This window comes from Gaiella occulta (assembly GCF_003351045.1).
Classification (GTDB): Bacteria; Actinomycetota; Thermoleophilia; order Gaiellales; family Gaiellaceae; genus Gaiella; species Gaiella occulta.
The window spans coordinates 14,155-35,824 of record NZ_QQZY01000004.1 but is presented as its reverse complement, the minus strand read 5'-3'; the positions used below and the strand labels follow the sequence as shown (position 1 = coordinate 35,824).

At 72.3% G+C, this 21,670-nt stretch carries 20 protein-coding genes and 1 pseudogene; 10 read left to right on the top strand and 11 right to left on the bottom strand.

Annotated elements, in window-relative coordinates:
* Positions 1 to 11: 11 nt before the first annotated feature.
* From Gocc_RS09135 to Gocc_RS09120, 4 genes and pseudogenes are all read right to left on the bottom strand, one after another.
* A pseudogene (locus Gocc_RS09135) lies at positions 12 to 1,445 on the bottom strand (DHA2 family efflux MFS transporter permease subunit).
* A gap of 80 nt (positions 1,446 to 1,525) precedes the next feature.
* Positions 1,526 to 2,080, bottom strand: coding sequence for a TetR/AcrR family transcriptional regulator (locus tag Gocc_RS09130; protein WP_114796248.1), 555 nt, complete (start codon positions 2,078 to 2,080; stop codon positions 1,526 to 1,528).
* An 82-nt stretch (positions 2,081 to 2,162) separates the two neighbouring features.
* Positions 2,163 to 3,233, bottom strand: coding sequence for a DegT/DnrJ/EryC1/StrS family aminotransferase (locus tag Gocc_RS09125; RefSeq protein ID WP_114796246.1), 1,071 nt, complete (start codon positions 3,231 to 3,233; stop codon positions 2,163 to 2,165).
* Positions 3,230 to 4,201 (bottom strand): NAD-dependent epimerase/dehydratase family protein, encoded by a 972-nt coding sequence (locus Gocc_RS09120; protein ID WP_220150542.1) that lies wholly within the window; start codon positions 4,199 to 4,201, stop codon positions 3,230 to 3,232. Before Gocc_RS09120 ends, Gocc_RS09125 begins: the two co-directional genes overlap by 4 nt.
* A 32-nt stretch (positions 4,202 to 4,233) precedes the next feature.
* On the opposite strand from Gocc_RS09120, the gene Gocc_RS09115 reads away from it, so the two are divergent.
* Genes Gocc_RS09115 through Gocc_RS09090 form a run of 6 tightly spaced genes read left to right on the top strand, consistent with a single transcriptional unit; the run spans position 4,234 to position 9,984 of the window.
* Positions 4,234 to 4,653 (top strand): SSI family serine proteinase inhibitor, encoded by a 420-nt coding sequence (locus Gocc_RS09115; RefSeq protein ID WP_181813511.1) that lies wholly within the window; start codon positions 4,234 to 4,236, stop codon positions 4,651 to 4,653.
* 41 nt (positions 4,654 to 4,694) lie between these two features.
* Positions 4,695 to 5,909 carry an ATP-grasp domain-containing protein gene (locus Gocc_RS09110; protein WP_114796244.1) on the top strand — a complete coding sequence of 405 codons (1,215 nt, stop codon included), beginning with the start codon at positions 4,695 to 4,697 and terminating at the stop codon, positions 5,907 to 5,909.
* On the top strand, positions 5,906 to 6,547 hold the full coding sequence (locus Gocc_RS09105; RefSeq protein WP_114796243.1) for a polysaccharide deacetylase family protein: 642 nt from the start codon (positions 5,906 to 5,908) through the stop codon (positions 6,545 to 6,547). Before Gocc_RS09110 ends, Gocc_RS09105 begins: the two co-directional genes overlap by 4 nt.
* Complete coding sequence (locus Gocc_RS09100; RefSeq protein ID WP_114796242.1) at positions 6,544 to 7,569, top strand: ATP-grasp domain-containing protein; 1,026 nt, start codon at positions 6,544 to 6,546, stop codon at positions 7,567 to 7,569. The genes Gocc_RS09105 and Gocc_RS09100 overlap by 4 nt, the downstream gene beginning before the upstream one ends.
* 7 nt (positions 7,570 to 7,576) lie before the next feature.
* Complete coding sequence (locus Gocc_RS09095) at positions 7,577 to 8,542, top strand: glycosyltransferase family protein (RefSeq protein WP_114796240.1); 966 nt, start codon at positions 7,577 to 7,579, stop codon at positions 8,540 to 8,542.
* On the top strand, positions 8,542 to 9,984 hold the full coding sequence (locus tag Gocc_RS09090; RefSeq protein ID WP_114796239.1) for a lipopolysaccharide biosynthesis protein: 1,443 nt from the start codon (positions 8,542 to 8,544) through the stop codon (positions 9,982 to 9,984). The genes Gocc_RS09095 and Gocc_RS09090 overlap by 1 nt, the downstream gene beginning before the upstream one ends.
* 201 nt (positions 9,985 to 10,185) lie before the next feature.
* On the opposite strand, the gene Gocc_RS09085 is transcribed toward Gocc_RS09090, so the two are convergent.
* The 3 genes from Gocc_RS09085 to Gocc_RS09075 form a co-directional block, all read right to left on the bottom strand.
* Positions 10,186 to 10,662 (bottom strand): aminoacyl-tRNA deacylase, encoded by a 477-nt coding sequence (locus tag Gocc_RS09085; protein ID WP_181813510.1) that lies wholly within the window; start codon positions 10,660 to 10,662, stop codon positions 10,186 to 10,188.
* A gap of 108 nt (positions 10,663 to 10,770) precedes the next feature.
* Positions 10,771 to 12,102, bottom strand: coding sequence for an Nramp family divalent metal transporter (locus Gocc_RS09080; protein ID WP_114796237.1), 1,332 nt, complete (start codon positions 12,100 to 12,102; stop codon positions 10,771 to 10,773).
* A 93-nt stretch (positions 12,103 to 12,195) separates the two neighbouring features.
* On the bottom strand, positions 12,196 to 12,384 hold the full coding sequence (locus Gocc_RS09075) for a hypothetical protein (RefSeq protein WP_114796236.1): 189 nt from the start codon (positions 12,382 to 12,384) through the stop codon (positions 12,196 to 12,198).
* A gap of 153 nt (positions 12,385 to 12,537) precedes the next feature.
* Here Gocc_RS09075 and Gocc_RS09070 point away from each other — a divergent pair, with 153 nt between their 5' ends.
* Both Gocc_RS09070 and Gocc_RS09065 read left to right on the top strand, forming a co-directional pair.
* Positions 12,538 to 12,897, top strand: a complete 360-nt coding sequence (locus tag Gocc_RS09070) for an ArsR/SmtB family transcription factor (protein ID WP_114796235.1) — start codon at positions 12,538 to 12,540, stop codon at positions 12,895 to 12,897.
* Complete coding sequence (locus Gocc_RS09065) at positions 12,894 to 13,544, top strand: cation efflux transmembrane domain-containing protein (RefSeq protein WP_220150541.1); 651 nt, start codon at positions 12,894 to 12,896, stop codon at positions 13,542 to 13,544. The genes Gocc_RS09070 and Gocc_RS09065 overlap by 4 nt, the downstream gene beginning before the upstream one ends.
* Before the next feature lie 7 nt (positions 13,545 to 13,551).
* On the opposite strand, the gene Gocc_RS09060 is transcribed toward Gocc_RS09065, so the two are convergent.
* Complete coding sequence (locus Gocc_RS09060; RefSeq protein WP_220150540.1) at positions 13,552 to 15,177, bottom strand: isovaleryl-CoA dehydrogenase; 1,626 nt, start codon at positions 15,175 to 15,177, stop codon at positions 13,552 to 13,554.
* A gap of 199 nt (positions 15,178 to 15,376) precedes the next feature.
* On the opposite strand from Gocc_RS09060, the gene Gocc_RS09055 reads away from it, so the two are divergent.
* Positions 15,377 to 16,291: a 3'-5' exonuclease gene (locus tag Gocc_RS09055; protein WP_181813509.1), complete on the top strand. Its 915-nt coding sequence runs from the start codon at positions 15,377 to 15,379 to the stop codon at positions 16,289 to 16,291.
* Between the two features lie 976 nt (positions 16,292 to 17,267).
* Positions 17,268 to 18,296, top strand: a complete 1,029-nt coding sequence (locus Gocc_RS09050) for a Fic family protein (protein ID WP_181813508.1) — start codon at positions 17,268 to 17,270, stop codon at positions 18,294 to 18,296.
* A gap of 286 nt (positions 18,297 to 18,582) precedes the next feature.
* Here the strand turns inward: Gocc_RS09050 and Gocc_RS09045 are convergent, their stop codons facing one another.
* Genes Gocc_RS09045 through Gocc_RS09035 form a run of 3 tightly spaced genes read right to left on the bottom strand, consistent with a single transcriptional unit; the run spans position 18,583 to position 21,616 of the window.
* The gene (locus Gocc_RS09045; protein ID WP_220150539.1) at positions 18,583 to 19,218 is read right to left on the bottom strand and encodes a PIG-L deacetylase family protein; all 636 of its coding nucleotides are present in this window, start codon (positions 19,216 to 19,218) and stop codon (positions 18,583 to 18,585) included.
* Positions 19,215 to 20,681 carry an O-antigen ligase family protein gene (locus Gocc_RS09040; RefSeq protein ID WP_114796233.1) on the bottom strand — a complete coding sequence of 489 codons (1,467 nt, stop codon included), beginning with the start codon at positions 20,679 to 20,681 and terminating at the stop codon, positions 19,215 to 19,217. Before Gocc_RS09040 ends, Gocc_RS09045 begins: the two co-directional genes overlap by 4 nt.
* Positions 20,678 to 21,616, bottom strand: coding sequence for a hypothetical protein (locus Gocc_RS09035; RefSeq protein WP_114796232.1), 939 nt, complete (start codon positions 21,614 to 21,616; stop codon positions 20,678 to 20,680). Before Gocc_RS09035 ends, Gocc_RS09040 begins: the two co-directional genes overlap by 4 nt.
* Positions 21,617 to 21,670: the final 54 nt, after the last annotated feature.

Here is a 21,670-nt window from a genome sequence, read left to right as displayed (position 1 = left end):
GCCTCTGTGCCCTAGAGGACGGGCGGCGCGGCATCGGCGAGCTCGGGCGACATGCGCACGCCGGAGGTCACCTCCGCGGCGCCGCGGCGCGCGGGGACGAGGAAGGCGGCGAGCGCGCCGAGCGCGACGGCGGCGGCGCCGAGCCAGAGCGCGGGCGTCATCCCGTCGACGAACGACCCGCCCGTGCCGTAGCCGCCGTAGCGGGAGAAGATCGACGCCAGCACCGCGACGCCGAAGACGCCGCCGAGCTCGCGGATCGCGTTGTTGGCGCCCGAGGCCTGGCCCTCCTCTTCGCTGCGCACGGCCGACAGCACGAGGTTCGCCATCGGTGCGAAGAACAGCGCCATGCCGACGCCGGCCATCACGAACGGCAGCACGAGCCGGGAGTACGGGGTCGTCGGCGTGGACACGGCTGCGATCCAGCCGAGCGCGATCGCCTACAGCACGAGGCCGACGCCGAGGATCCGCTTGGGGCCGATCCGGTCCGACATCGCGCCCGCGAGCGGGGCGATGAACATCGGCGCCAGCGTCCACGGCAGGATCCGCAGGCCCGAGCCGAGCGGCGAATACCCCTGCACCGTCTGGAAGAACTGCGTCAGCAGGAAGATCGAGCCGAACATGCCGAAGAACATGAGCAGGGAGGCGATGTTGGCGAGCGAGAAGGCGGCGTTGCGGAAGAAGCGCAGCGGCAGCATCGGCGAGGGCGCGCGCCGCTCCCACACGACGAACGCGGCCAGCAGCACGAGGCCGGCAGCGAGCGCGACGGTGATCTCGGGGCTCGCCCAGCCCTGCCCGTTGCCGCGCACGAGGCCCCAGACGACTCCGAACAGCCCCGCGCTCGCAAGGCCGACGCCGGGCAGGTCGAGCCTGCCCTGCGGACCATGGGTCTCCTGCAGGCGCGAGAGCGCCATCGGCACGAGCAGCAGGCCGATCGGCACGTTGAGCCAGAAGATCCACTGCCACGAGAAGCCCTGCACGACGGCGCCGCCGACGAGCGGGCCGAAGGCGATCGCGAGCCCGCCGATGCCGCCCCAGGCGCCGAGCGCGAGCCCGCGCCTCTCCGGCGGCACCGCCGCCGAGAGGATCGTCAGCGTCAGCGGCATGACGACCGCTCCGCCGAGGCCCTGAAGCGCGCGCGCGACGTTCAGCGCCTCGACGCTCGGTGCGAGCGCCGCGGCGATCGAGCCGGCGCTGAAGACGCCGACGCCGAGCGAGAACACGCGGCGGCGGCCGAAGCGGTCGCCGAGGGCGGCTCCCGTGAGCAGGAGCACGGCGAAGGTGAGCGTGTAGGCGTTGACCGTCCACTCGAGGCTCTCGAGGGAGGCGCCGAGGTCGGCGCGGATGACGGGGATCGCGGTGGGGACGACGAGGTTGTCGAGGGAGACCATGAACAGCGCGATCGAGGTGATCGCGAACGTCCACAGGGTGGTCGCGCGCTGGGTCATCGCGAGGCCGTCCTTTCCTGTTCTGTCAGAGGATTGTGAGCAATCACTATCTATCTGGTGAAAAAAAGAGAGCCGCCTGCCTACTCCGTCAATCCCGCCTGGCAGCCCTCGATGAGGCGGTTCGACCACGGCTCGGGGCGCGTGAAGGCCTCCATCCCCATCAGGATCGTGAGCAGCGCGCCCTTCGAGAAGAACGTGCTCACGACCTCGGGGGACTCGCCCGAGCGGCGCTCGGCGAGATCGACGAGGTTGCGCCACGCGCCGCGGACGACCTCGCAGATGTCCGGATCGTCGCACGAGGCCCAGCACTTCAGCATCAGCATGAGCCGGTCGCGGTCGGACATCACCGTCTCGTACGCGTCCCCCATCGCATGGAGCGCGTCCGCCCCGGCCTTGCCGGCGGACGCATCCTCGAATACCTCGTAGAGGTGGTCGATGGCACGCCGCGACGCGGCGAGGTAGAGCTCCTTCTTCGTGCCGAAGAGCCGGAACAGGTAGGGCTGCGAGATGCCTGCCATGCGGGCGATGTCCTCGGTCGACGCGCCGTGGAGCCCCTTGGCGGCGAACTCCTTCGTCGCCGCGTCGAGCACCGCGGCACGCCGCTCGTCGGCTGTCTTGCGTGTCGTCGTCGTCATCTCTCGTGAGTGATTATTCACTCACTTATCGCGGCTGTCAATCCGCCACGAGCGCCGCCCGGGATCGCGCCGGGGGCGACGATCAGACGTGGCGCGCGAGCGCCTCGGCCACGCGGTCGCACTCGGACTCCGTCGTCGTCGTCGAGAAGGGGAGCGCGAGCGCGCGTGCGAAGGCACGGTCGGCGCCGGGGAAGGCGCCGCGGTCGCGGTAGGCGCCGAGGCGGTGCAGCGCGTAGGTGCCGATCTGCACCTCGATGCCCTCGGCGCGCAGCGCCTCGAGGGCCTCGTCGCGCCGGTCGAGCTGCACGACGTACGCCTGCCAGCCGTGCCGGTCGCCCTCGGCCGCCGACGGGGTCAGCACGAGCTGCTCGAGCCGCTCCGTGTACCAGCCCGCGACGCGCTCGCGCGCGGCGAGCAGCCGCTCGAGCCGCTCCAGCTGCGGAATGCCGACGGCGCATAGGAGGTCGGGCAGGCGGTAGTTGAGACCCGGCTGCGGGATGTCGAAGCCGCCGTGCGAGACGATGCCGTGGTGGCGCAAGCGCCGGATCGCGTCGGCGAGCTCGGGCTCGTCGGTGGTGACGGCGCCGCCCTCGCCGGTGGTGACGATCTTGCGCGGGTGGAACGACAGGCAGCCCATCACGCCGAGCGACCCGCAGGGCCGGCCGCGGTAGCGCGCGCCGAGCGCGCCGGCCGCATCCTCGACGAGGGCCACCTCCTGCGGCACCGCGGCGCGGAGCGCCTCCCAGTCGACGGGGCGCCCGAACAGGTGCACGGCGAGCACCGCCTTCGTACGCTCGCCGAGAGCAGCGGCGACGTGCGCGGGCTCGAGGTCGAAGGTGTCCGGGTCGACGTCGACGAGCACGGCACGCGCCCCGCAGAGCTCGACCGCGTTGGCCGTGGCCGGGAACGTGTAGGCGGGCACGATCACCTCGTCGCCCGGGCCGACGCCGAGGGCCATCATGGCGAGGTGGAGCGCCGCCGTCCCCGACGAGACGACGACCGCGTCGGCCGTGCCGCAGGCGCCGGCGAGCGCGCGCTCGAGCTCGCCCACCTTCGGGCCCATCGTGAGCATGCCGCTTGCGACGACCGCGGCGACCGCGGCGAGCTCGGCCTCGCCGACGTCCGGCCGCGCGAGGCGGATGGGCTCGCTCACGCTGCGCCGAGCCGGCGCTCGCGGTACCAGGCGATCGTCCGCTCGAGGCCGTCGTCGAGCTCGACCTTCGCCTCGAAGCCGATCAGCTCGCGGGCCTTGGTCGCGTTCGGGATCCGCAGCTCCACGTCGGTGTAGTGGAGCGGCTGGAACGTGATGCCGGCGGCGGCTCCCGTGAGCCTCTTGATGCGCTGGGCGAGATCGAAGATCGTGACGGCCGAGCGCGGGTTGCCGATGTTGAAGCTCTCCCCGACCGCGGCCGGGTGCTCGAGCGCGAGCAACAGCCCCTCCACCATGTCGTCGACGTAGGTCCAGGCCCGGATCTGCGAGCCGTCGCCGTGGATCGTGAGCTCGCGGCCGTCGAGCGCCGCCTCGATGAAGGCGCGGATGGCGCCGCCGCCGATCTGGCCGGGCCCGTAGATGTTGAACGGCCGCACCGTGACGGTGGGCAACCCGAACTCGTCGTGGTAGGCGTGCGTCATGTGCTCGCCGGCGAGCTTCGAGACCGCGTACGTCCAGCGCGCCTCGCCGACGGAGCCGATCGTGGTGACGTGACCCTCGCCCACGTTGAAGGCGTGCTGGCCGAACACCTCGCTCGTGGAGAACTCGATCAGGCGCTCGAGCGTGTCCTTCGTCGTCAGCGCCGCCTCGAGCACGTTGTACGTGCCGATCGTGTTGACGCGCATCGTGCGCACGGGGCTCGCGAGCACGGTGTCGACGCCCGCGATCGCGGCGGCGTGGACGATGTGGGTGGCGTCGCGGGCGAGCTCTGTGAGTCGCTCCGGCTCGAGGATGTCGCCCTGCACGAACGTGAAGTTGGGGTGCTCGGCGAGCGCCGTGCCCGACAGCGCGTCGCGGTGCAGGTTGTCCATCGCGACGACCGTGTTGTCGTCGACGAGGCGGCGCGCGAGCGTCGTGCCGATGAATCCGGCCCCGCCCGTGATCAGGATCCGCTTGCCGCTCAGTGACACGCGGCGAGTGTAGCGGCGTATCGTTGATGGACATGCGCTCCCCGGCAGCTCTCGCGCTCGTCGCGGCCACGCTCGTCGCAGCCGCGCCGGTCGGCGGCTCGTCCGCGGCGGCGGCGCCGCGCACGTCGCTCACGATCACCTATTTCGAGGACGCGCGCGAGCCGGCGACACGCGTCGCCGCCACCCTGCGCTGCAACCCCGTGGGCGGCACCCATCCGCGGCGCTCGCTCGCCTGCCGCGGGCTCGCGCGGGTCGGCCTGCGCGGCCTGCAGCCCCTGCCGCGCGGCGTCGCCTGCACGGAGATCTACGGCGGCCCGCAGGCGGCGGTCGTCCAGGGCGTCGTCGACGGGCAGCGGGTGTGGGTGCGCCTGAAGCGCGACAACGGCTGCGAGATCAGCCGCTGGAACCGGCTGGCGTTCCTGCTGCCGGTGGTGTGGACGGCGTCCGGCTGACGGCCTCCCGCGCGCCGGCGCACGGCTAGCATCGGCGCACAGTGAAGACCGTCCTCTTCGTCGGCGCCGGGCGCCACCAGCGCCGTGCGATCCTGCAGGCACGCGAGCGTGGGCTGCGCGTCGTCGGCGTCGACCGCAATCCGGACGCTCCCGGCCTGCAGGCCGCCGACGTCCCCGAGGCGGTCGACTTCAGCGACGTCGACGCGGTCACGGAGGTCGCCCGCAGGAACGAGGTCGACGGTGCGCTCACCGTCTCGGCCGACCGCGCGGTGCCCGTCGTCGCCGCGGTCACGGAGCGCCTCGGCCTGCCGTCGATCGGCACCGCGGTCGCCCTGCGCATGACGAACAAGCTCGTCATGCGCAGACGCCTGGCCGAGGCGGGCGTGCCGCAGCCGCCGTTCTCGGCGCTCGCCTCGCCCGCCGCCATCGACGCCGCACTCGAGGCGGTGCCGCTGCCGGGGGTGCTGAAGCCGTCCGACTCGGGCGGCCAGCGCGGCATCTTCCGGGTCGAGACGCGCGCGCAGCTGGAGCGCCACCTGCCGGACGCGCTCGCGGAGTCGCGCTCGGGCGAGGCGATCCTGGAGGGCTTCGTCGACGGGCTGGAGATGAACGGCATCGTCATCGCGCGCGGCGGCGAGCCGGCGGCGCTGACGCTGTCCGACCGCTTGCGCCCGCCGGGGATCGGCTTCGGCGTCGGCTGGATCCACGTCTACCCGGCGCGGCTTCGCCCGCAGCAGCACGCGCTGGCGGAGCAGGTGGCGGCGGACGCTGTCCGCGCGCTCGGCCTGCGCGACGGGATCGCGTTCCCGCAGCTGATCGCCGCGCCCGACGGCGGCGTCGCCGTCGTCGAGGTGGCGGCGCGCATCCCGGGAGGGCAGATGGCCGACCTCGTGCGCCACGCCGTCGGCGTCGACCTCGTCGAGGTGGCGCTGCGACAGGCACTCGGAGAGGAGGTGCCCGACGACGTGGCGCTGCCACGCTTCCGGCAGCCGCTCGCGATCCGCTTCTTCACCGCGCAGCCGGGCCCGCTGCCGGCGGGGAAGGTGCTGCGCATCGGCAGCCTCGACCCGGTGCTCGCGGCGGAAGGCGTCGTCCAGGCCGACACCTACCTCCAGGTCGGTGAGACGATCCGCCCCGTCCGGCTCGACGGCGACCGCCGCGGCTACGTGATCGCCGTCGCGGACGACGCCGACACCGCGCTCGCGCGCGCCGAGGCGGCGGCGGCGCTGCTCGAGGTCGAGGTGGCGCCGGTATGACGTGCGCCTTCGACTTCGGCCACTACGGGGAGATCCTCGAGGCCGCCAGGGCCGGCGGCTACCGCTTCGCCCACTTCGGCGAGGGCCCCGACGAGGGCGACCTGTTCCTGCGCCACGACGTCGACCTCTCGCTCGACGCGGCGCTGCGGATGGCCGAGCTCGAGCACGAGGCAGGGGCGACGGCGACGTACTTCCTCATGACCGAGTCGGTCTTCTACAACCTCGCGTCGAGGGAAGGCGCCGCGGCGATCGAGCGGCTGCGGGCGCTCGGCCACCGCGTCGGGCTGCACGCCGTCTACCCCAACGCGGGGCTGGACGGGCGCTTCGACCCCGTCGTCGCCTGGCACAACCCCGACCCGGAGTACATGAGCGCCCCGCTCGGCGGACCGATCAACGTGATGGAGGAACGCTACTTCGACCGATCGACGTACCGCTCCGACTCGAACCAGCACTGGCGCTGCGGCTGCCCGCACGAGGGACTGCGCGCGGGCGCGTTCCCGTGGCTGCAGCTGCTCACGCACCCGGAGATCTGGGCCTACGAGGGAGCGACGATGGGGCAGACGATGCGGGCGATGCTCGAGGCGGAGAGACGGCGGCGCCTCGAGCAGCTCGCAGAGGACAGAATCGACCTGTCATGAGGCCGATCACCGTCGTCGTCACGGCGTCCGGCGCGCCGGGCACCGCCGCCCTGCTGCGCGGGCTGCGCGAGAACGGCGAGCGCGAGGTGCGGCTCGTCGGCACCGACATGTCGGAGCGCTCGGTCGGCCGCCATCTCTGCGACGCGTTCCATCTCGTGCCGGCGGGATCCGACCCGGGCTTCGCCGACGCGATCCGGGCGATCGTCGAGCGCGAGGGCGCCGACTGCGTGCTGCCGCAGTCGTCGTTCGACCTCGAGGGGCTCGCGCAGCATCGGGAGAGCTTCCCGGTGCCGGTGCTCGTCTCGCGGCCCGACGCGATCTTCCGCTGCAACGACAAGGCGGAGACCTATGCCTTCCTCCACCGGCTCGGCCTGCCCGCGCCCGCGTTCCGCCGCGTCAGCGGGGCGGCGGAGGTCGAGGCGGCCGCACGCGAGCTCGGCTATCCCGACGTGCCCGTGTGCTTCAAGCCGGTGTTCTCGTCCGGCTCGCGCGGCTTCCGCGTCCTCGACCCGACCGTCGACCGCGCCCGCCAGCTCCTCGACGAGCGGCCCGGCTCGGTGGCGATGCGGCTCGAGGAGGCCGTCGAGCTGCTGCCCGCCGAGGGCGGCCCCGACCTGCTCGTGATGGAGCTGGCGACGGGCGGCGAGCGCACGATCGACGGCATCGCCGACGGCGAGCGCGTGCTGCTCGGGCATCCGAAGACGCGCGAGGCGATGCGCGCCGGCCTTGCCATGTACTTCGTCACCCTCGACGACCCTGCGCTGATGGCGATCGCCGACCTGATCGTCGCCGAGCTCGGCATCGAGCACTTCTTCAACATCCAGCTCGTCGGCGACCACGTGATCGAGATCAACCCGCGCATCTCGACGATCGTCTACCAGGAAGACCTCGACCTGCCGTACCTGGGCGTCAAGCGCGCGCTCGGCGAGATCACGCCCGAGGAGCTCGTGGCGCTGCGGCCCCGCATCAGGCCGGGCCGCACGGCGCTGCGCTACTTCGACCAGATCGAATGGGACGCGTGAGCCAGGAGTGAGCGCGGGCGCGCCTGCGCACGGCGCGGAGCGGCCGCTGCGCGTCGTCCACTGCCCCGTCAACACGGCGGGTGTCCCGTGGACGAACGTGCAGGCGCTGCGCCGCCGCGGCGTCGACGCGCGGCTCGTGGTGTTCGAGCGCTACGCGCTCCACCCCGAGGCGGACCGCTCGCTCGACCTCCGCGGCGGCTTCCTGCGCCGGCAGCCGCGCCAGTGGCGGGCCCTGCTCGAGCTGCTCCCGCGCACCGACGTCTTCCATTTCGTCTTCGGTCTCACGCTCGTGCCGCAGACGCTGCAGTTCCCGATCCTGAAGCTCTTCGGCAAGAAGTCCGTGATGCACTACCTCGGCTCCGACATCCGCGGCAAGACGCGCGAGCAGCTCGCCTACGGCAAGAAGGCGGGCGCCGAGATCGTCGGCAGCTACGACGCGCTGCGCTGGGTGCCGGAGGCCGAGGTGATCCCGCCCGGCATCGACCTCTCGCGCATCGACCCGGTAGCGCCCCGCGACCGCGAGCGACCGCTGATCGTGCACGCTCCCTCGTCGCGCCGCCGCAAGGGAACCGAGCACGTCGTCGCCGCCGTCGAGGGGCTCGACGCCGACCTCGAGATCGTCGAGGGCCTCCACCACGACGAGGCGCTCGCGCGCTACCGCGGAGCCGACATCGTCGTCGACCAGCTCAACGCCGGCTGGTACGGGCTGTTCGCGATCGAGTGCATGGCGCTCGGCAAGCCGGTCGTCGCCTTCCTGCACGACGAGGCCGTCCGCCGCACCGGCGAGGCGTTCGGCATGGAGGTGCCGATCGTCTCGGCCAGCGCCGAGACGCTGCGCGAGCGGCTGCGCCCGCTCGTCGCCGACGCGGCCGAGCGGCGCCGCATCGGAGCCGCCTCGCGCGCCTACGTCGAGCACGTACACGACGTGGAGCGCGTCGCCGACCGCCTGCTCGACGTCTACGCTCGGCTCTGATGGCGCTCGCAGGCCAGCTCAAGCGACTCGGCAAGCACTCCGCGATCTACGGCCTCGGCGGCCTCGTCTCGCGGATCCTCGCCGTCCTCCTGCTCCCGCTCTACACGCACTACCTCTCGAAGAGCGACTACGGGCAGATCGAGACCCTCGTCGCGCTGACGACGGCGCTCGCGATCGTCCTCCGCTTCGGCATCTCGTCGGCGTTCTTCCGCTTCTACTTCGACGCCGACGAGCCCGCGCGGCGGCGGCTCGTGCTGCGCACCTCGTTCTGGTTCACGATGACGACGGCGACCGCAGGGCTCGTCGCGGGAGTCCTGCTCGCGGCGCCCGTCTCGCACGCGCTCTTCGGCACGGGCTCGGCGACGGGGATCGTCCGGGCCTCGTTCGTCGGCCTCTGGGCGCAGATGAACTACGAGCAGCTCACGGCACTGTTCCGCGTCGAGGAGCGGTCGGCCGCCTTCGTGCTCGCCAGCCTCGTCAACATCTTCGTCACCGTCGGCGCCACGGTGCTGCTCGTCGTCGTGCTCGACAAGGGCGCGCTCGGCGTCGTCGTCGGGAACTTCGTCGGCACGCTCGCCGTCTACCTGGCGCTGCTCGGGTACCGGCGCGAGCAGCTCGGCCTGCAGATGAGCCGCAGCCTGCTGCGCGACATGAACCGCTTCGGCATGCCGCTCGTGCCGTCGGCGCTGCTCCTGTGGGTGACGAACTTCAGCGACCGCATCTTCCTCGTCAAGCTGGCAGGGCCGGACGAGGTCGGCCTCTACTCGGTCGGCGTGCGCATCGCCTCGGCGATGGTGCTGCTGCTGACGGCGTTCCGCACCGCGTGGCCCGCCTTCGCCTACTCGATCCGCGGCGACGACGAGGCGAAGCTCACCTATCGATGGGTGCTCACGTACCTCGTCGTGCTCACCACCTGGGTTGCAACCGCGCTCGCCCTGCTCTCGCCGTGGCTCGTGGGCTGGCTGGCGGCGCCGAAGTTCGCGGAGTCGTCGCGGGTCGTGGGCCCGCTTGCGTTCGCGGCCGTCGCATTCGCGGGCTACATCGTGCTCTCGATCGGCATCGGGCGCGCCCGGCGCACCCAGTTCAACTGGGTCATCACCGGAGCCGCCGCCGCCGTCAACGTCGGGCTCAACCTGGCGCTGATCCCGCCCTACGGGATGATGGGGGCGGCTGTCGCCACGGTCGCGGCCTATGCCGTCATGTTCGCGGGCATGGCCTGGTGGGCGCAACGCGTCTACCCTGTCCCCTACCAGTGGCGCCGGGTGCTCACCGCCGCCCTCGCGGGCGTCGCGCTCGCGGCGGCCGGCAAGATCGGCGGCGGCGGCCTGCCGGTCGCGCTCGCGCTCGCGCTCGCCTACCCGCTCGTGCTCGTGCCGCTCGGCTTCTACGTGCCGGCCGAGCGGCGCGCGATCGGCGCCGGGCTGCGGCGGCTCGCACGCTGACGGGGCGGGCACGGCCCGCCCCGCCAGCGCTGTCGTGCCGCTAGTGCGCCGTCTCCGAACGTTCGACCCGAAACGGGCGCGCGAAGCGCGCCCCTTCAGGATCATGTCGCCCGGCTGCGCAGCAGCCGGGCGACATGCAGCAAGCATCGAGTGCGGCGTCTCGCAACAAGACTTTCCGGTGGAATGTTGCGAGACGCCGCACTAGTCGCAGCAGACGTCCTCCACGAGCGCGCCGGCCGCGACGATCAGCGCCTGCGGGCGCAGGCGCACCGAGCGGTCGTGGGCGCCCGCCTCGATGACGAGCGTGTCGCGCGTTGCGAGCCTGCGGTCGAGGATCACGCGCTCGCGCGGCCCGCCGACGGGCGGGACGGCCCCGAGCTCGAACTCGGGGTATGCGCGCACGAGATCCTCCTCGGCGAGCAGGCGCGTCTCCTTGCCCCCACCGACCACGTCGCGCAGCTTGTGCATGTCGAGCCGCTCGGACGCGGGCAACACGACACGGGCGTTCCCCTCGGGCGTGGCGACGACGAGCGTCTTGGCGACCTCGTGCGGCGGCAGCCCGAGCGCCTCGGCCTCTGCGACCGCCCGCTCGGTGCGAGCGTGCTCGAGCAGCTCGTACGCAACCCCCTCGCGGTCGAGCACGTCGATCAGCGGAGCGACCTTCATCGTCCCGGGCATGGTTGACCTCCTTCCGCGGAACGCCTCCATTGTGCGCTCCGCGCGGACGGCGCGCATCCGCGAAAGCACGGATCCGGGGCGCGGCGCGAGCGAGGCGGCCGGCCCTGCTCAGCCGAAGAACGTCTGCTCGAGCAGAAACAGGTTGAGCGCGACGATCACCGTCGCGACGGCGGCGGCTACGGCCGTCGTCAGGCGCCGGTTGACGAGCTCGCCCATCAGCGACCGGTCGCGCGAGAAGAGGAGGAGGGGGATGAGCGCGAACGGGATGCCGAACGAGAGCACGACCTGGCTGATCACGAGCGAGCGGTACGGGTCGACGCCGGCGGCGATGATCGCGAGCGCCGGCACCATCGTGATGCCGCGCCGCAGGGTGAGAGGGATCCGGCGCCGGATGAAGCCCTGCATCACGACCTGCCCGGCCATCGTGCCGACGCTCGACGACGACAGGCCGGAGGCGAGCAGCGCGATGCCGAACATGACGTTCGCGCCCGACCCCAGGTGCACGCCGAGGCCGTCGTAGACCTTCGACAGGTCGCTGCCGACGTCGAAGAGGCCGCGCCGGTGGAACACCGCAGAGGCGGTGATGAGCATGCTCATGTTGATGAGGCCGGCGAGGCTCATCGCGATCACGACGTCGACGAGCTCGAAGCGGAAGATGCGCCTGCGCACCTCCGGCGTCGCGCCGACGATGCGGCGCTGCGTCAGCGCCGAGTGCAGGTAGATCACGTGCGGCATCACGGTCGCGCCGAGGATGCCGACGGCGAGCAGCACGCTCTCGCCGCCCTCGAAGCCGGGTACGAGCAGTCCCCGCGCGATGCCGCCCGGGTCGGGTGCGGCGAGGAGCACCTGCAGCCCGAAGGCGACCACGATGACGCCGACGAGCCCCGCGATCACCGACTCGAGGCGACGGAACCCGTGCGACTGCAGCGCGAGAATGAGGAAGGCGGCGGCGCCGGTGAGCAGCGCCGCGGGAAAGAGCGGGATCCCGAACAGGAGGTTGATGCCGATCGCGGCGCCGATGAACTCGGCGAGATCGGTGGCCATCGCGATCGCCTCCGCCTGGATCCAGAGCAGGAACGAGACCGGTCGCGGGAAGCGCTCGCGGCAGACCTCGGGCAGGTTCATCCCCGTCGCGATCCCGAGCTTCGCACTCATCGACTGGATCAGCATCGCCATCAGGTTCGCCGTCAGCACGACCCACAGCAGCAGGTAGCCGAACTGGGCGCCGCCCGCCATGTTGGTGGCGAAGTTGCCGGGGTCGACGTAGGCGACGGCGGCGATGAAGGCGGGCCCCAGGAACGGCGTCACGCGCCGTGCGCCGCGCCGCTGCCCGTTCAGCGAGCGCTCGGCGGCCCGCAGCACCGCCGCCTCGCCGGGCAGGGCCTCCTCGACCCCGACGACGAGGGAGCTCCCCGGCAGCGACCGGTGCGGCGACGGCATGCGCGACCTCCTGGCCTGTTGGGATCTGCCGCTCATGGGCGCATCCTAGCCGAATATTTAGCCGTGACTAAATCTCTGGCGTGGCGGGCCGCTCTACTGCGGCGGGCCGGCGCTGCGGCGCACGAGCGCGAGGGTGGCGAGCGCGCCGGGGACGAAGGCGATCGCGGCCGCGGCCATCAGCGCCTTCGCCGCGCTGCTGTCGAGGTCGACGGCGAGCGCGGCCAGCAGGCAGAGCGCGCCGGCGGCGCAGAGCCCGGGACCGATCCAGTCGCGACGGCGCATCGCCGTATCGTGCCCGACCGCGTCAGCCTGCGGCGGCGACCTCGAGCGCCTCGACGCCGGCGGGGGAGCGGGAGGACGACACCCCCTCGACGAGCCGCCGGCCGTCGGCAAGCGCGACCGCAGCGACGATCAAACAGATGTTAGAATGATCGTGTGGCTGCCGACCGCTGCGACGTCCTCTGCCTCGACCTGCCGCAGGCGGAGCGCCTGCGCGCGCGGCGTCTCGGCGCCGCGGCCGCCGAGCGCGCGTCCCGGCGCGCGCGGGCGCTCGCCGATCCGACGCGCCTCACCCTCGCGGTCGTGCTCGCGGAAGCCGACGAGCTCTGCGTCTGCGACCTCGGCTGGATCGCGGAGCGATCGCAGGCTCTCGTCTCGCATCACCTGCGCGCGCTGCGCAGCGAAGGGCTCGTGACCTCCCGGCGCGAGCGCAAGATGGTGATGTACGCGCTGACCGGGAAGGGACGGCGACTCGTCGATGCCGTGCTCGCCGCCGGCGAGGTGGTCGCCGAGTGAGCACCGCTCCCGCCACGCTGCCGCGACGAGTGGGAGCGGGCGAGGAGTGGCTTCGCGCCGCGCGCAGGGCGCGCCTCCTCTCCTGGATCAGCCTCGCCTGGATGGGCGCCGAGGGGGCGCTCGCGATCACCGCGGGCGTCCTCGCCGGGTCGATCGCGCTCGTCGGGTTCGGCATCGACAGCTTCATCGAGGGCATCGCCAGCCTCGTCATCGTCTGGCGCTTCACCGGCGCCCGCCTCCACTCGGGAGCCGCCGAGCGGCGCGCGCAGCGGCTCGTCGCGATCCAGTTCTTCCTGCTCGCGCCGTACGTGAGCTTCGAGGCGATCGAGAAGCTCGCCGGCGGCGAGCAGCCGCGGACGAGTTGGCTCGGCGTCGCGCTCACCGCGTCGAGCCTGGCGGGGATGCCGATGCTGGGGATCGCGAAGCGCCGCCTCGCCGAGAAGCTCGGCTCCGCGGCGACACGCGGCGAGGGGATGCAGAACATCCTCTGCGCGTACCTCGCGGCCGCGGTCCTCGCCGGGCTGCTCGGCAACACGCTCTTCGGTCTCTGGTGGCTCGACCCCGTCGCCGCCCTCGCGATCGCCGCGGTCGCCGTCAAGGAAGGGCGCGCGAGCTGGCGCGGCGAAGGCTGCTGCGCGAGTTGCTGAGAGGACGTCAGCGCACCCGCGGCCGGTGGCGCTCGACGATCGCGGCGCAGTCGACGCCGCGCGGGAGGGTGCCGTAGGAGAGCCCGCCCTCGCCGCCGAGGCGCGTCGCGCAGAAGGCGTCGGCGACCTCGTGCGGGGCGTGGCGGACGAGCAGCGAGCCCTGCAGGCAGGTCGCGAGCCGCTCGACGATCCGGCGCGCCCGGTGCTCGATCCCATCCTGGTTGGAGAGCGCGCCGCGCAGCTCCGCGAGGGCGGCGTCGAGGCGGGCGTCCGCGCCCTGCGCGAGCGCGACCTCGGCGAGGAAGGCGTCGAGGCTGTCCGGCTGCTTGCGCGCCGCGCGGAGCACGTCGAGGCACTGGATGTTGCCGGCGCCCTCCCAGATCGAGTTGACCGGCGCCTCGCGATAGAGGCGCGGCAGCACCGACTCCTCGACGTAGCCGTTGCCGCCGACGCACTCGAGCGCCTCGGCGACGTGCTCGGGGGCGCGCTTGCAGATCCAGTACTTGGCGACCGCTGTCGCGAGCCGGCGGAAAGCGGCATCGCCCTCGTCGTAGGCGCGCGCGACCCGCAACGCCGTCGCAGTCGCGGCCTCGGACTCGATGCAGAGGTCGGCGAGCACGTTCGCCATCAGCGGCTGCTCGGCCAGCAGACGGCCGAAGGCGACCCGATGGGCTGCGTGGTGGGTCGCCTCGGCGACGGCGCGGCGCATGATCGCCGCCGATCCGAGCACGCAGTCGAGGCGCGTGTGGTTGACCATCTCGATGATCGTCCGCACGCCGGCGCCCTCCGCGCCGACGAGCCGCGCCCACGCGCCCTCGAACTCGATCTCGGCGGAGGCGTTCGAGCGGTTGCCGAGCTTGTCCTTCAGGCGCTGGATGCGGAAGTCGTTGCGCGTCCCGTCGGGAAGCAGGCGCGGGAGCAGGAAGCACGAGAGGCCACCCGGCGCGTAGGCGAGCACGAGGAAGGCGTCGCACATCGGCGCCGAGCAGAACCACTTGTGCCCGGTGAGCAGGAACGCGCCGTCGTCGCCGTCGAGCGGCTCGGCGGCCGACTCGTTCGCGCGCACGTCGGAGCCGCCCTGCTTCTCGGTCATCGCCATCCCGCACAGCGCGCCCTCCTTCTCCGCCGCCGGCAGCAGCCGGGGCTCGTACACGAGCGAGGCGAGACGCGGCTCCCACGCGGCGGCGAGCGCCGGCTCGGCACGGAGCGCGGGCACCGCGGCGTGCGTCATCGAGATGGGGCAGCCCGAGCCCTGCTCGACCTGCGAGTAGGTGACGAACATCGCCGCGCGGGCGACGTGGGCTCCCGGCCGCGGCTCGCGCCACGAGAGCGCGTGCAGGCCGTGGCGGACGCCGAGCGCCATCAGCGCGTGCCAGGCGGGGTGGAACTCGACCTCGTCGAGCCGCTCGCCGTAGCGGTCGTGGCTGCGCAGGAGCGGCGCGTTGACGTTCGCGAGACGGCCCCACTCGAGCGGCTCGCCGCCGAGCTCGACCCCGAGCGCCGCCGCGCTCTCCTCCCAGGCAGCGCCGCCCTCGCGCCGCAACGCCTCGACGAGCGGCCGGTTCTCGGTGAACAGGTCGTAGCCCTCGAGCGGAGGCGGCTGGTTGCGGACGGAGCCCACGTCGACTGCCACGGGCCCATTGTGACGCCTGCCCGGCCGGATGGGAACCACACGACTGCGAGCCGCGCCCGGGCTGACGAGATCCTGGTCACGATGCGACGTGCGCTCGAGAAGCGTGCGTCGACCGCAGCCGCAGGGAGACGCCGGCAAGGCGTCCGGCCTTGCCGGGCTCCGTACGGTCGCCGTCCGACGCTCCCGACATCCTCGATGCATGTCGACGACGGCCGCCATCCCTGTCACGCCGAGGTCCGCTCCGGCCCCGGCGCTCGGGGCGCGGGGTGCCGGCGAGGGCCTACCGGGAATCGTCCGCGGCCGGTCGGAGGTGCCGGCGCCGGCGGCCTACGCGGTGTTCGACTGCGAGACGACCGGGACGACGCCGGGCGTGGACGAGATCGTCTCGCTCGCGATCGTGCGTCTCGACGCCGGCGCCGTCGAGACGGCCAGGTACGCACGGATCGTGCGGCCGTCGCGCCCGATCCCGGCAGAGGCGACGCTCGTGCACGGCATCGGCGACGGCGACGTGGCCGACGCGCCGCGCTTCGCGGAGATCGCCGCGGAGGTTCTCGGTCTGCTCGACGGGGCCGTGTTCGTCGCACACAACGCCGGGTTCGACCTCGCGATGCTGCAGCACGCTTTCGCGAGCGCCGGCATCGACTACGAACCGGTCGCGGTGGCATGCACGCTCGACGCGTTCCGGCTGCTGGAGCCGCTCGCGGACGACCATCGCCTGCAGTCGATCTGCGCGCGGCGCGGGATCGCGCTCAAGGGCGCGCACGAAGCGCTGAGCGACGTGCTCGCGACCGCGGCGCTCCTGCGCGTGCTCCTCCTCGACGAGGGCGTCGCCCCGGAGACGGTGCAGCTCGACCATGCCGCGTACATGCGGCTTCGCTCCCGCGGCGACACGCGACCCGCTTCGCAGCCGCAGATCCGCAGGGTCTTCGGCATGGCGCGCTCGGCGGGTCTTCTCCGCCGCGACGGCGGCGTCGACCGCGCCCAGGTCGTCGCGCTCGTCGCGCGCGTCACCGGCGGCGACGACGTCGACTCGCTGACCCGCGCGCAGGTGCAGGACGTCTACGACGCGCTCGAGCTGCTGATCGAGCAGCGCGCGGCGGCCGCGCACGCCTGACGCGCGCCGTGGCGGATCGTTCGCGAGCGTGGCGTGCGGCTCGGCGGCCCCTGGACGAGCGCCTGGTCAGGGGAGGACGAGCGTCCGGTCGAGCACGGCGCTCCGGAGCCTGGGGTCGAGGCAGCAGGCCCGCGCGGCGCGACTGCCGGAGGAGTCTCGACACTGGCGCGAGGTCTCCGATGTGCGGGCCTACATCGCTGCGCCGCGGGCTCTGTTGCCCGGTCTCGAGCTCGACGAACAGCGGCATCTCGAAGGATGGTGTTGCTGGGCTGAGAACGCGGTTCTTGTCGGACGCTTGCTAGAAGCAAGAAATCCGCCGTGTCCAACTGGCTAACTACAGATAACTACTATCATTCCGACATCCTCGCGGAATAAACCGATTAAACCGAATGCGTGCATGTCATGCGTTTACCGCGACTCGACCCTTCGCTACAACCTCCTACCTCTATACTAAACTTATTTTTCCTGACATAGATGCCTTACTATGAGGATACAATACAACAAACTGCCGACGGATGAGATCTTTGCCGCCGCTGCCACGGGGATGCAGGATGCTGCGGGCGCGGCGGCGCGCCGAGGCAAGCTCCGCCGGATCGTCCAGGGCGTTTACACGCGCGACCTGACGACCTCGCTTGATGTTCTTGTCCGCACGCGGCTATTCGAGGTGGTGGCGGCCGTCCGGCCTGGAGCGGTGATCTCCGATCGCTCGGCGGTCCTCGGCGGTAAGCCGACCGCGGACAACCTCCTGTTCCTCGTGCACGACAGGACCCCGGATGTCACTCTGCCGGGCGGCATCGTGTTGCGCTGTCGGCGAGGGCCGGGGCCTCTTCCGTCCGACTTGGCGCTGCCGGACGGCCTGCACATGAGCGGCCAGGCCCGTGCTGCGCTCGAGAACATGGTCGGGAGCCGATCGCGCGGCGGCAGGACGTCTCGCACACTCTCGCGGAGCGAGCTCGAAGCGTGGCTGGACCGCCTCGTGAGCCGGGAAGGCGACGACTGGGCGCGCGACCTTCGTGACCAGGTACGCGAGATCGCCCCGACGCTTGGGCTCGAGCGTGAAGCCGACGACCTTGACGCTCTCCTCGACGCGCTGCTCGGCACGCGCACGGTGACAGCCGCATCTCCCGAGCTCGCGGCCCGGCAGCGCGGAATCCCCTACGACGCTGCTCGCGTCGCCGTGTTCGACCAACTCTTCACACAACTCGCCATGACGGCGCCGCCGCCCGCACTCGCCTCAAGTGGAGGTCGGCGCGAGAACGTGCTGCCGTTCGTCGAGGCCTACTTCTCGAACTTCATCGAGGGCACCGAGTTCACGTTCGAGGAGGCCGCAGCAATCGTGTACGAGGGCACCGAGCCAGAGAATCGGCCGGCAGACGCACATGACATCCGGGGAACGTACGAAATCACCGCGGACTCGACCGAGATGCGCCGCACGCCTGCGACCGGTGACGACCTGATCCACCTCCTCGAGCGCCGGCACGCGATCCTGATGACCGGCCGGCCCGAGAAGCGCCCCGGCGAGCTGAAGCAGCGGGCAAACCAGGCCGGCTCGACGCTGTTCGTTGCCCCGCGGCTTGTGCGCGGCACGTTGAAGGCCGGCTTCGAACGCTGCGCGCAGCTCGACGATCCGTTTGCACGCTCCGCATTCATGATGTTCCTCGTCTCGGAGGTCCACCCGTTCGATGATGGCAACGGGCGGGTCGCTCGGATCATGATGAACGCCGAGCTCGTCGCCGCCGGACTGGCGCGGATCGTGATCCCGACCGTGTACCGGACCAACTACCTCATGGCGCTCCGCGGGTTAACTCGTAACGGCAACACGGGCAGCTACGTCGCGATGCTCTCCTTCGCCCAGCGGTACGCCGCCCAGCTCGACTGCTCAACGCTCGCGACGGCCCAGGCGCATCTGGTGCGGACCAACGCGTTCGCGGATCCGACCGACGCTGATGCGCACGGCATCCGCCTCGTCCTGCCCGCGACCCTCGAGGCGTCAGCCGAGGACTGAGTCTCGACGCGGCAGCCCAGCGCGTGCGCTGCCATTCGTACGTGCCCCGGGTCTGTCGAGTGAGATTCCCGCGATCTGCCGAGCGGACAGGCATCAAGCCCTCCGAGCTCTACAAGCGGTCGCACATCCCGCTCGAGTCGAAAGAGTCGCGCGATGGGTCGGTCTCCGCCGTCACCCACGACGGCCGACTCGTCTGCGACGCCCATCGAAAGCCGCTCGAGTTCGCCGGTGACGAGCAGCACCACGATCCGCGTCTACCCGAGAACAGGAGCGAGAACAGTCCGCCTTACGCCACGATGCGGTACACCTGGAACACCTCGGCGAGGTCGCGATTCACGTTCGTACCGTGCACGCGCGCGAGGTTCCAGATGTAGTCGGCGTTCGCGTAGCGGCGATGCTGCTGCGAGGCGTACCTCGCCACCGCGGCGATCTTGCGCTCCACATGCCGCTGCTCGAGCCCGATGTAGGCGCCGTACGAGAAGTCGAAGTTGTTCCAGGGGATCTCGTAGCCGAGGATCGTCGTGCGCTTGAAGGCGCGCAGACCCTCCTGCGCGACCGTCTGGTGATCCTGGTGCACGTCGTGGTGGGACGGCTGGAAGACGACGTCGGGCCGCCACTCCTCCCACATCGCCACGAGCAGCTCGAGGATGTCCTGGCGGCGCTCGGGGAACGTGCGCACGTCGAAGTCGTGGACGGTGAGGTTCGCCTCGGGGATGCCGAGCTCCGCCGTCGCCTCACGCACCTCACGGGCGAGCGTGTCCGGCGGGAAGCCGGGGGGCAGCGAGCGCGTCGCGATCGAGAAGGCGACGTAGCGCACCTCGCAGCCGGCCTCGACGAGCCGGGCGGTCGTGCCGCCGCAGCCGAACTCGCCGTCGTCGGTGTGCGGCGCGAGCACGAGCGCGCGGCGCCAACCCTCGATCACGCCCCCCCTCCGTTCGCCGCCGCACCCTTGCGCGGCACGGTGGCGGAGAGCGCGACGAGGCCGAGCAGCGCCCACGTCATCGGGTCCTCGAACATCGCGTTGTAGAAGAGGCTGTGCACGGTGATCGCGAGAAGCGTAAGGCCAACGGCGAACGACACGCGCGAGGTGAAGCCGCGGCCGAGGCCGCGCAGCGCCGCAAGCAGCGCCGCGGCGACGACCCAGGCGAACGCCGCCAGGCCCGGCAGCCCCTCCTCCGCCGCGACGGTGACCGGCGTCGTGTGCGACGCCGCCTTCTTCGGGCGCTTGCCGGGAAGCCCGACACGATCGGCGTAGGCGCGCTTGAAGCCGCCGACGCCGACACCGCCGAGCGGACGGTCGAGCGCGATGCGCACGCCCTCACCGACGAGCGTCGAGCGGTCGCTCGTGATCGCGTCGAGCCCGGAGCGCGACTTCGTCCCGATGCGGTCGCGCGCCTGCGGGACGGCCAGCGCGCCGAGGGCGAGAACGAGCGCCGACACAGCCAGCGCGAGCGCCGCGCGCCGCCCCCAGACGACGAGCGCCGCGACGACGGCGCCGACGGAAAGCGCCGCGAAGCTCGACTGCGAGAACGAGAAGAACAGCCCCACCCACATGGCGGCGACGACGGCGTAGAGGCCGGCGAGGCGCGTTCCACGCACGCCGCCGAGCAGGATCCCGGCGAGCGCCGTCAGGATCCCGGCGCTGAGGTAGCGGCCGTAGATGGACGGGTCCCAGAAGATCGAGTTGACGCGGAAGAACGGGGCGTACGCGTTCCCGACGATCACCTTCTGATTCCAGAACACCTCGCGCGTCGCCCACTGGTAGAGGCCGACCGACGCGTACGCGAGCGCCGTCCCGACGAGCCCGACCCACAGCCACGTGAGCCGGCGGCCGCGCCACGGCAGGCGCGCGATGCCGAGCGAGAGCAGCCCGAACGGAAGCACGAAGGCGCCGACGAAGATCGCGCCTTCGCGCACGTCGACGCTCCACACGAGCGTCAGCCCCGTCCAGGCGACGAACGCGGCGAGCGGCAGCGCCACGGGGCCGAGCTCGCGCGCGCGGTCGTCGCGGCACGCCGCGAGCTGCCAGCCGAGCGCGAGCGCGAGCGCGCCGACCACCGCATAGAGCGGCAGCAGCAGGTTGGCGTCCTCGTCGCCGAGCGTGACGGGGACGCGCGCCGGCAGGCACGCGAGCGTGGCGAACGCGAGCAGGTACGGCCAGCGCAGCAGCGCCCACGCCCCCGCCGCGGCGACGAGCAGGCCCGCCGCGGCGGCGGCGGCGAGCCGCGCGGCGCTCATGCTCGGCGCCAGGTACGCGGCGAGGGCGGCGAGGCCGAGCGCCCACGCGGCGAGGCCGGCGAGCCGCAGGTCGCGGCGCGGTGCCGCCAACAGCAGCGCGAGCCCGGCGCAGCCGACGACGCTCCCGATCTGCGCGACCAGCGTCACGGGGCCGGCTCCCGCACGATCACCGCGGCGCGGGCGCGGTGCTCCCCCACCGCCACGGTCAGCGTGAAGCGACCCGGGCGCAGCGGCGCGCGCAGCCGCAGCGTGCCCGGAGGCGCGCTGCCGGCGCGGGCGCCGAGCTTCCACGCGACGTTGGCGGCGTCGGCGAGCACGAGGACGGCGATGCGCCCTCCCGGCCGCGTCTCGATGCGGTCGCGACCGAGCGCGACGTAGCGGATCACGACGGTCCTGGCCGGCGTGGGCCGCGACGTGTTGCCGGCAAGATCGACGGCCTCGACCTCGAGGCGGTAGCGGCCCCGCGGCAGGCTCCTGCCCGCCCGCCGGCCGTACCAGTCGATCGTGCCCTCGGTCTTCTGCCCCTTCTTGCGCACCGCGCGCTCGCCGTCGACGAGCAGCGACACGCGCGCCGGCTCGTCGAGGCGGTACCCGACGACGACGCGGTCGCCGCGGCCGTTGCCGTCGGGCGAGAACACGCGCGGCGCCAGGCGCGTCAGCCTCACCCGCGGCGGAGTCGTGTCGACGACGATCGGGTTCGGCAGCACGATCGTCCGCCGCTGCCGCTCGAGGCGCACGCGCGGCCGGTACGGGCCCTCGGCGACGACCCTGCCGGCGTCGTCGCGCCCGTTCCATCGCACGTGCACGTACCCCCCACGCGGGACGTCCCTGTCACGGACGAGGCGCCTCACGACGTCGCCGTCGCGCACGATGTCGATCTCGAGCCGGTCGGCCTCGCGCAGCCGGAACCCGATCGTGACCGTGTCGGTGTCGCAGCGGCACACCGGCGAGAACGTCTTCGCCGGCACGCGGGTGCCGAAGATGGGGCTCGGCGTCAGCTTCAGCTGCTCGGTGTAGGTGAACGCGAGGGCCGTGGCGACGAGCAGCGCCGCGACGAGGGCGGCTGGTGCGTATCTGGCCACGTCCGGCTGATTCTAGGTTGCGACGGCCGGTTCGCCGTCAGGCATACTTCCCAA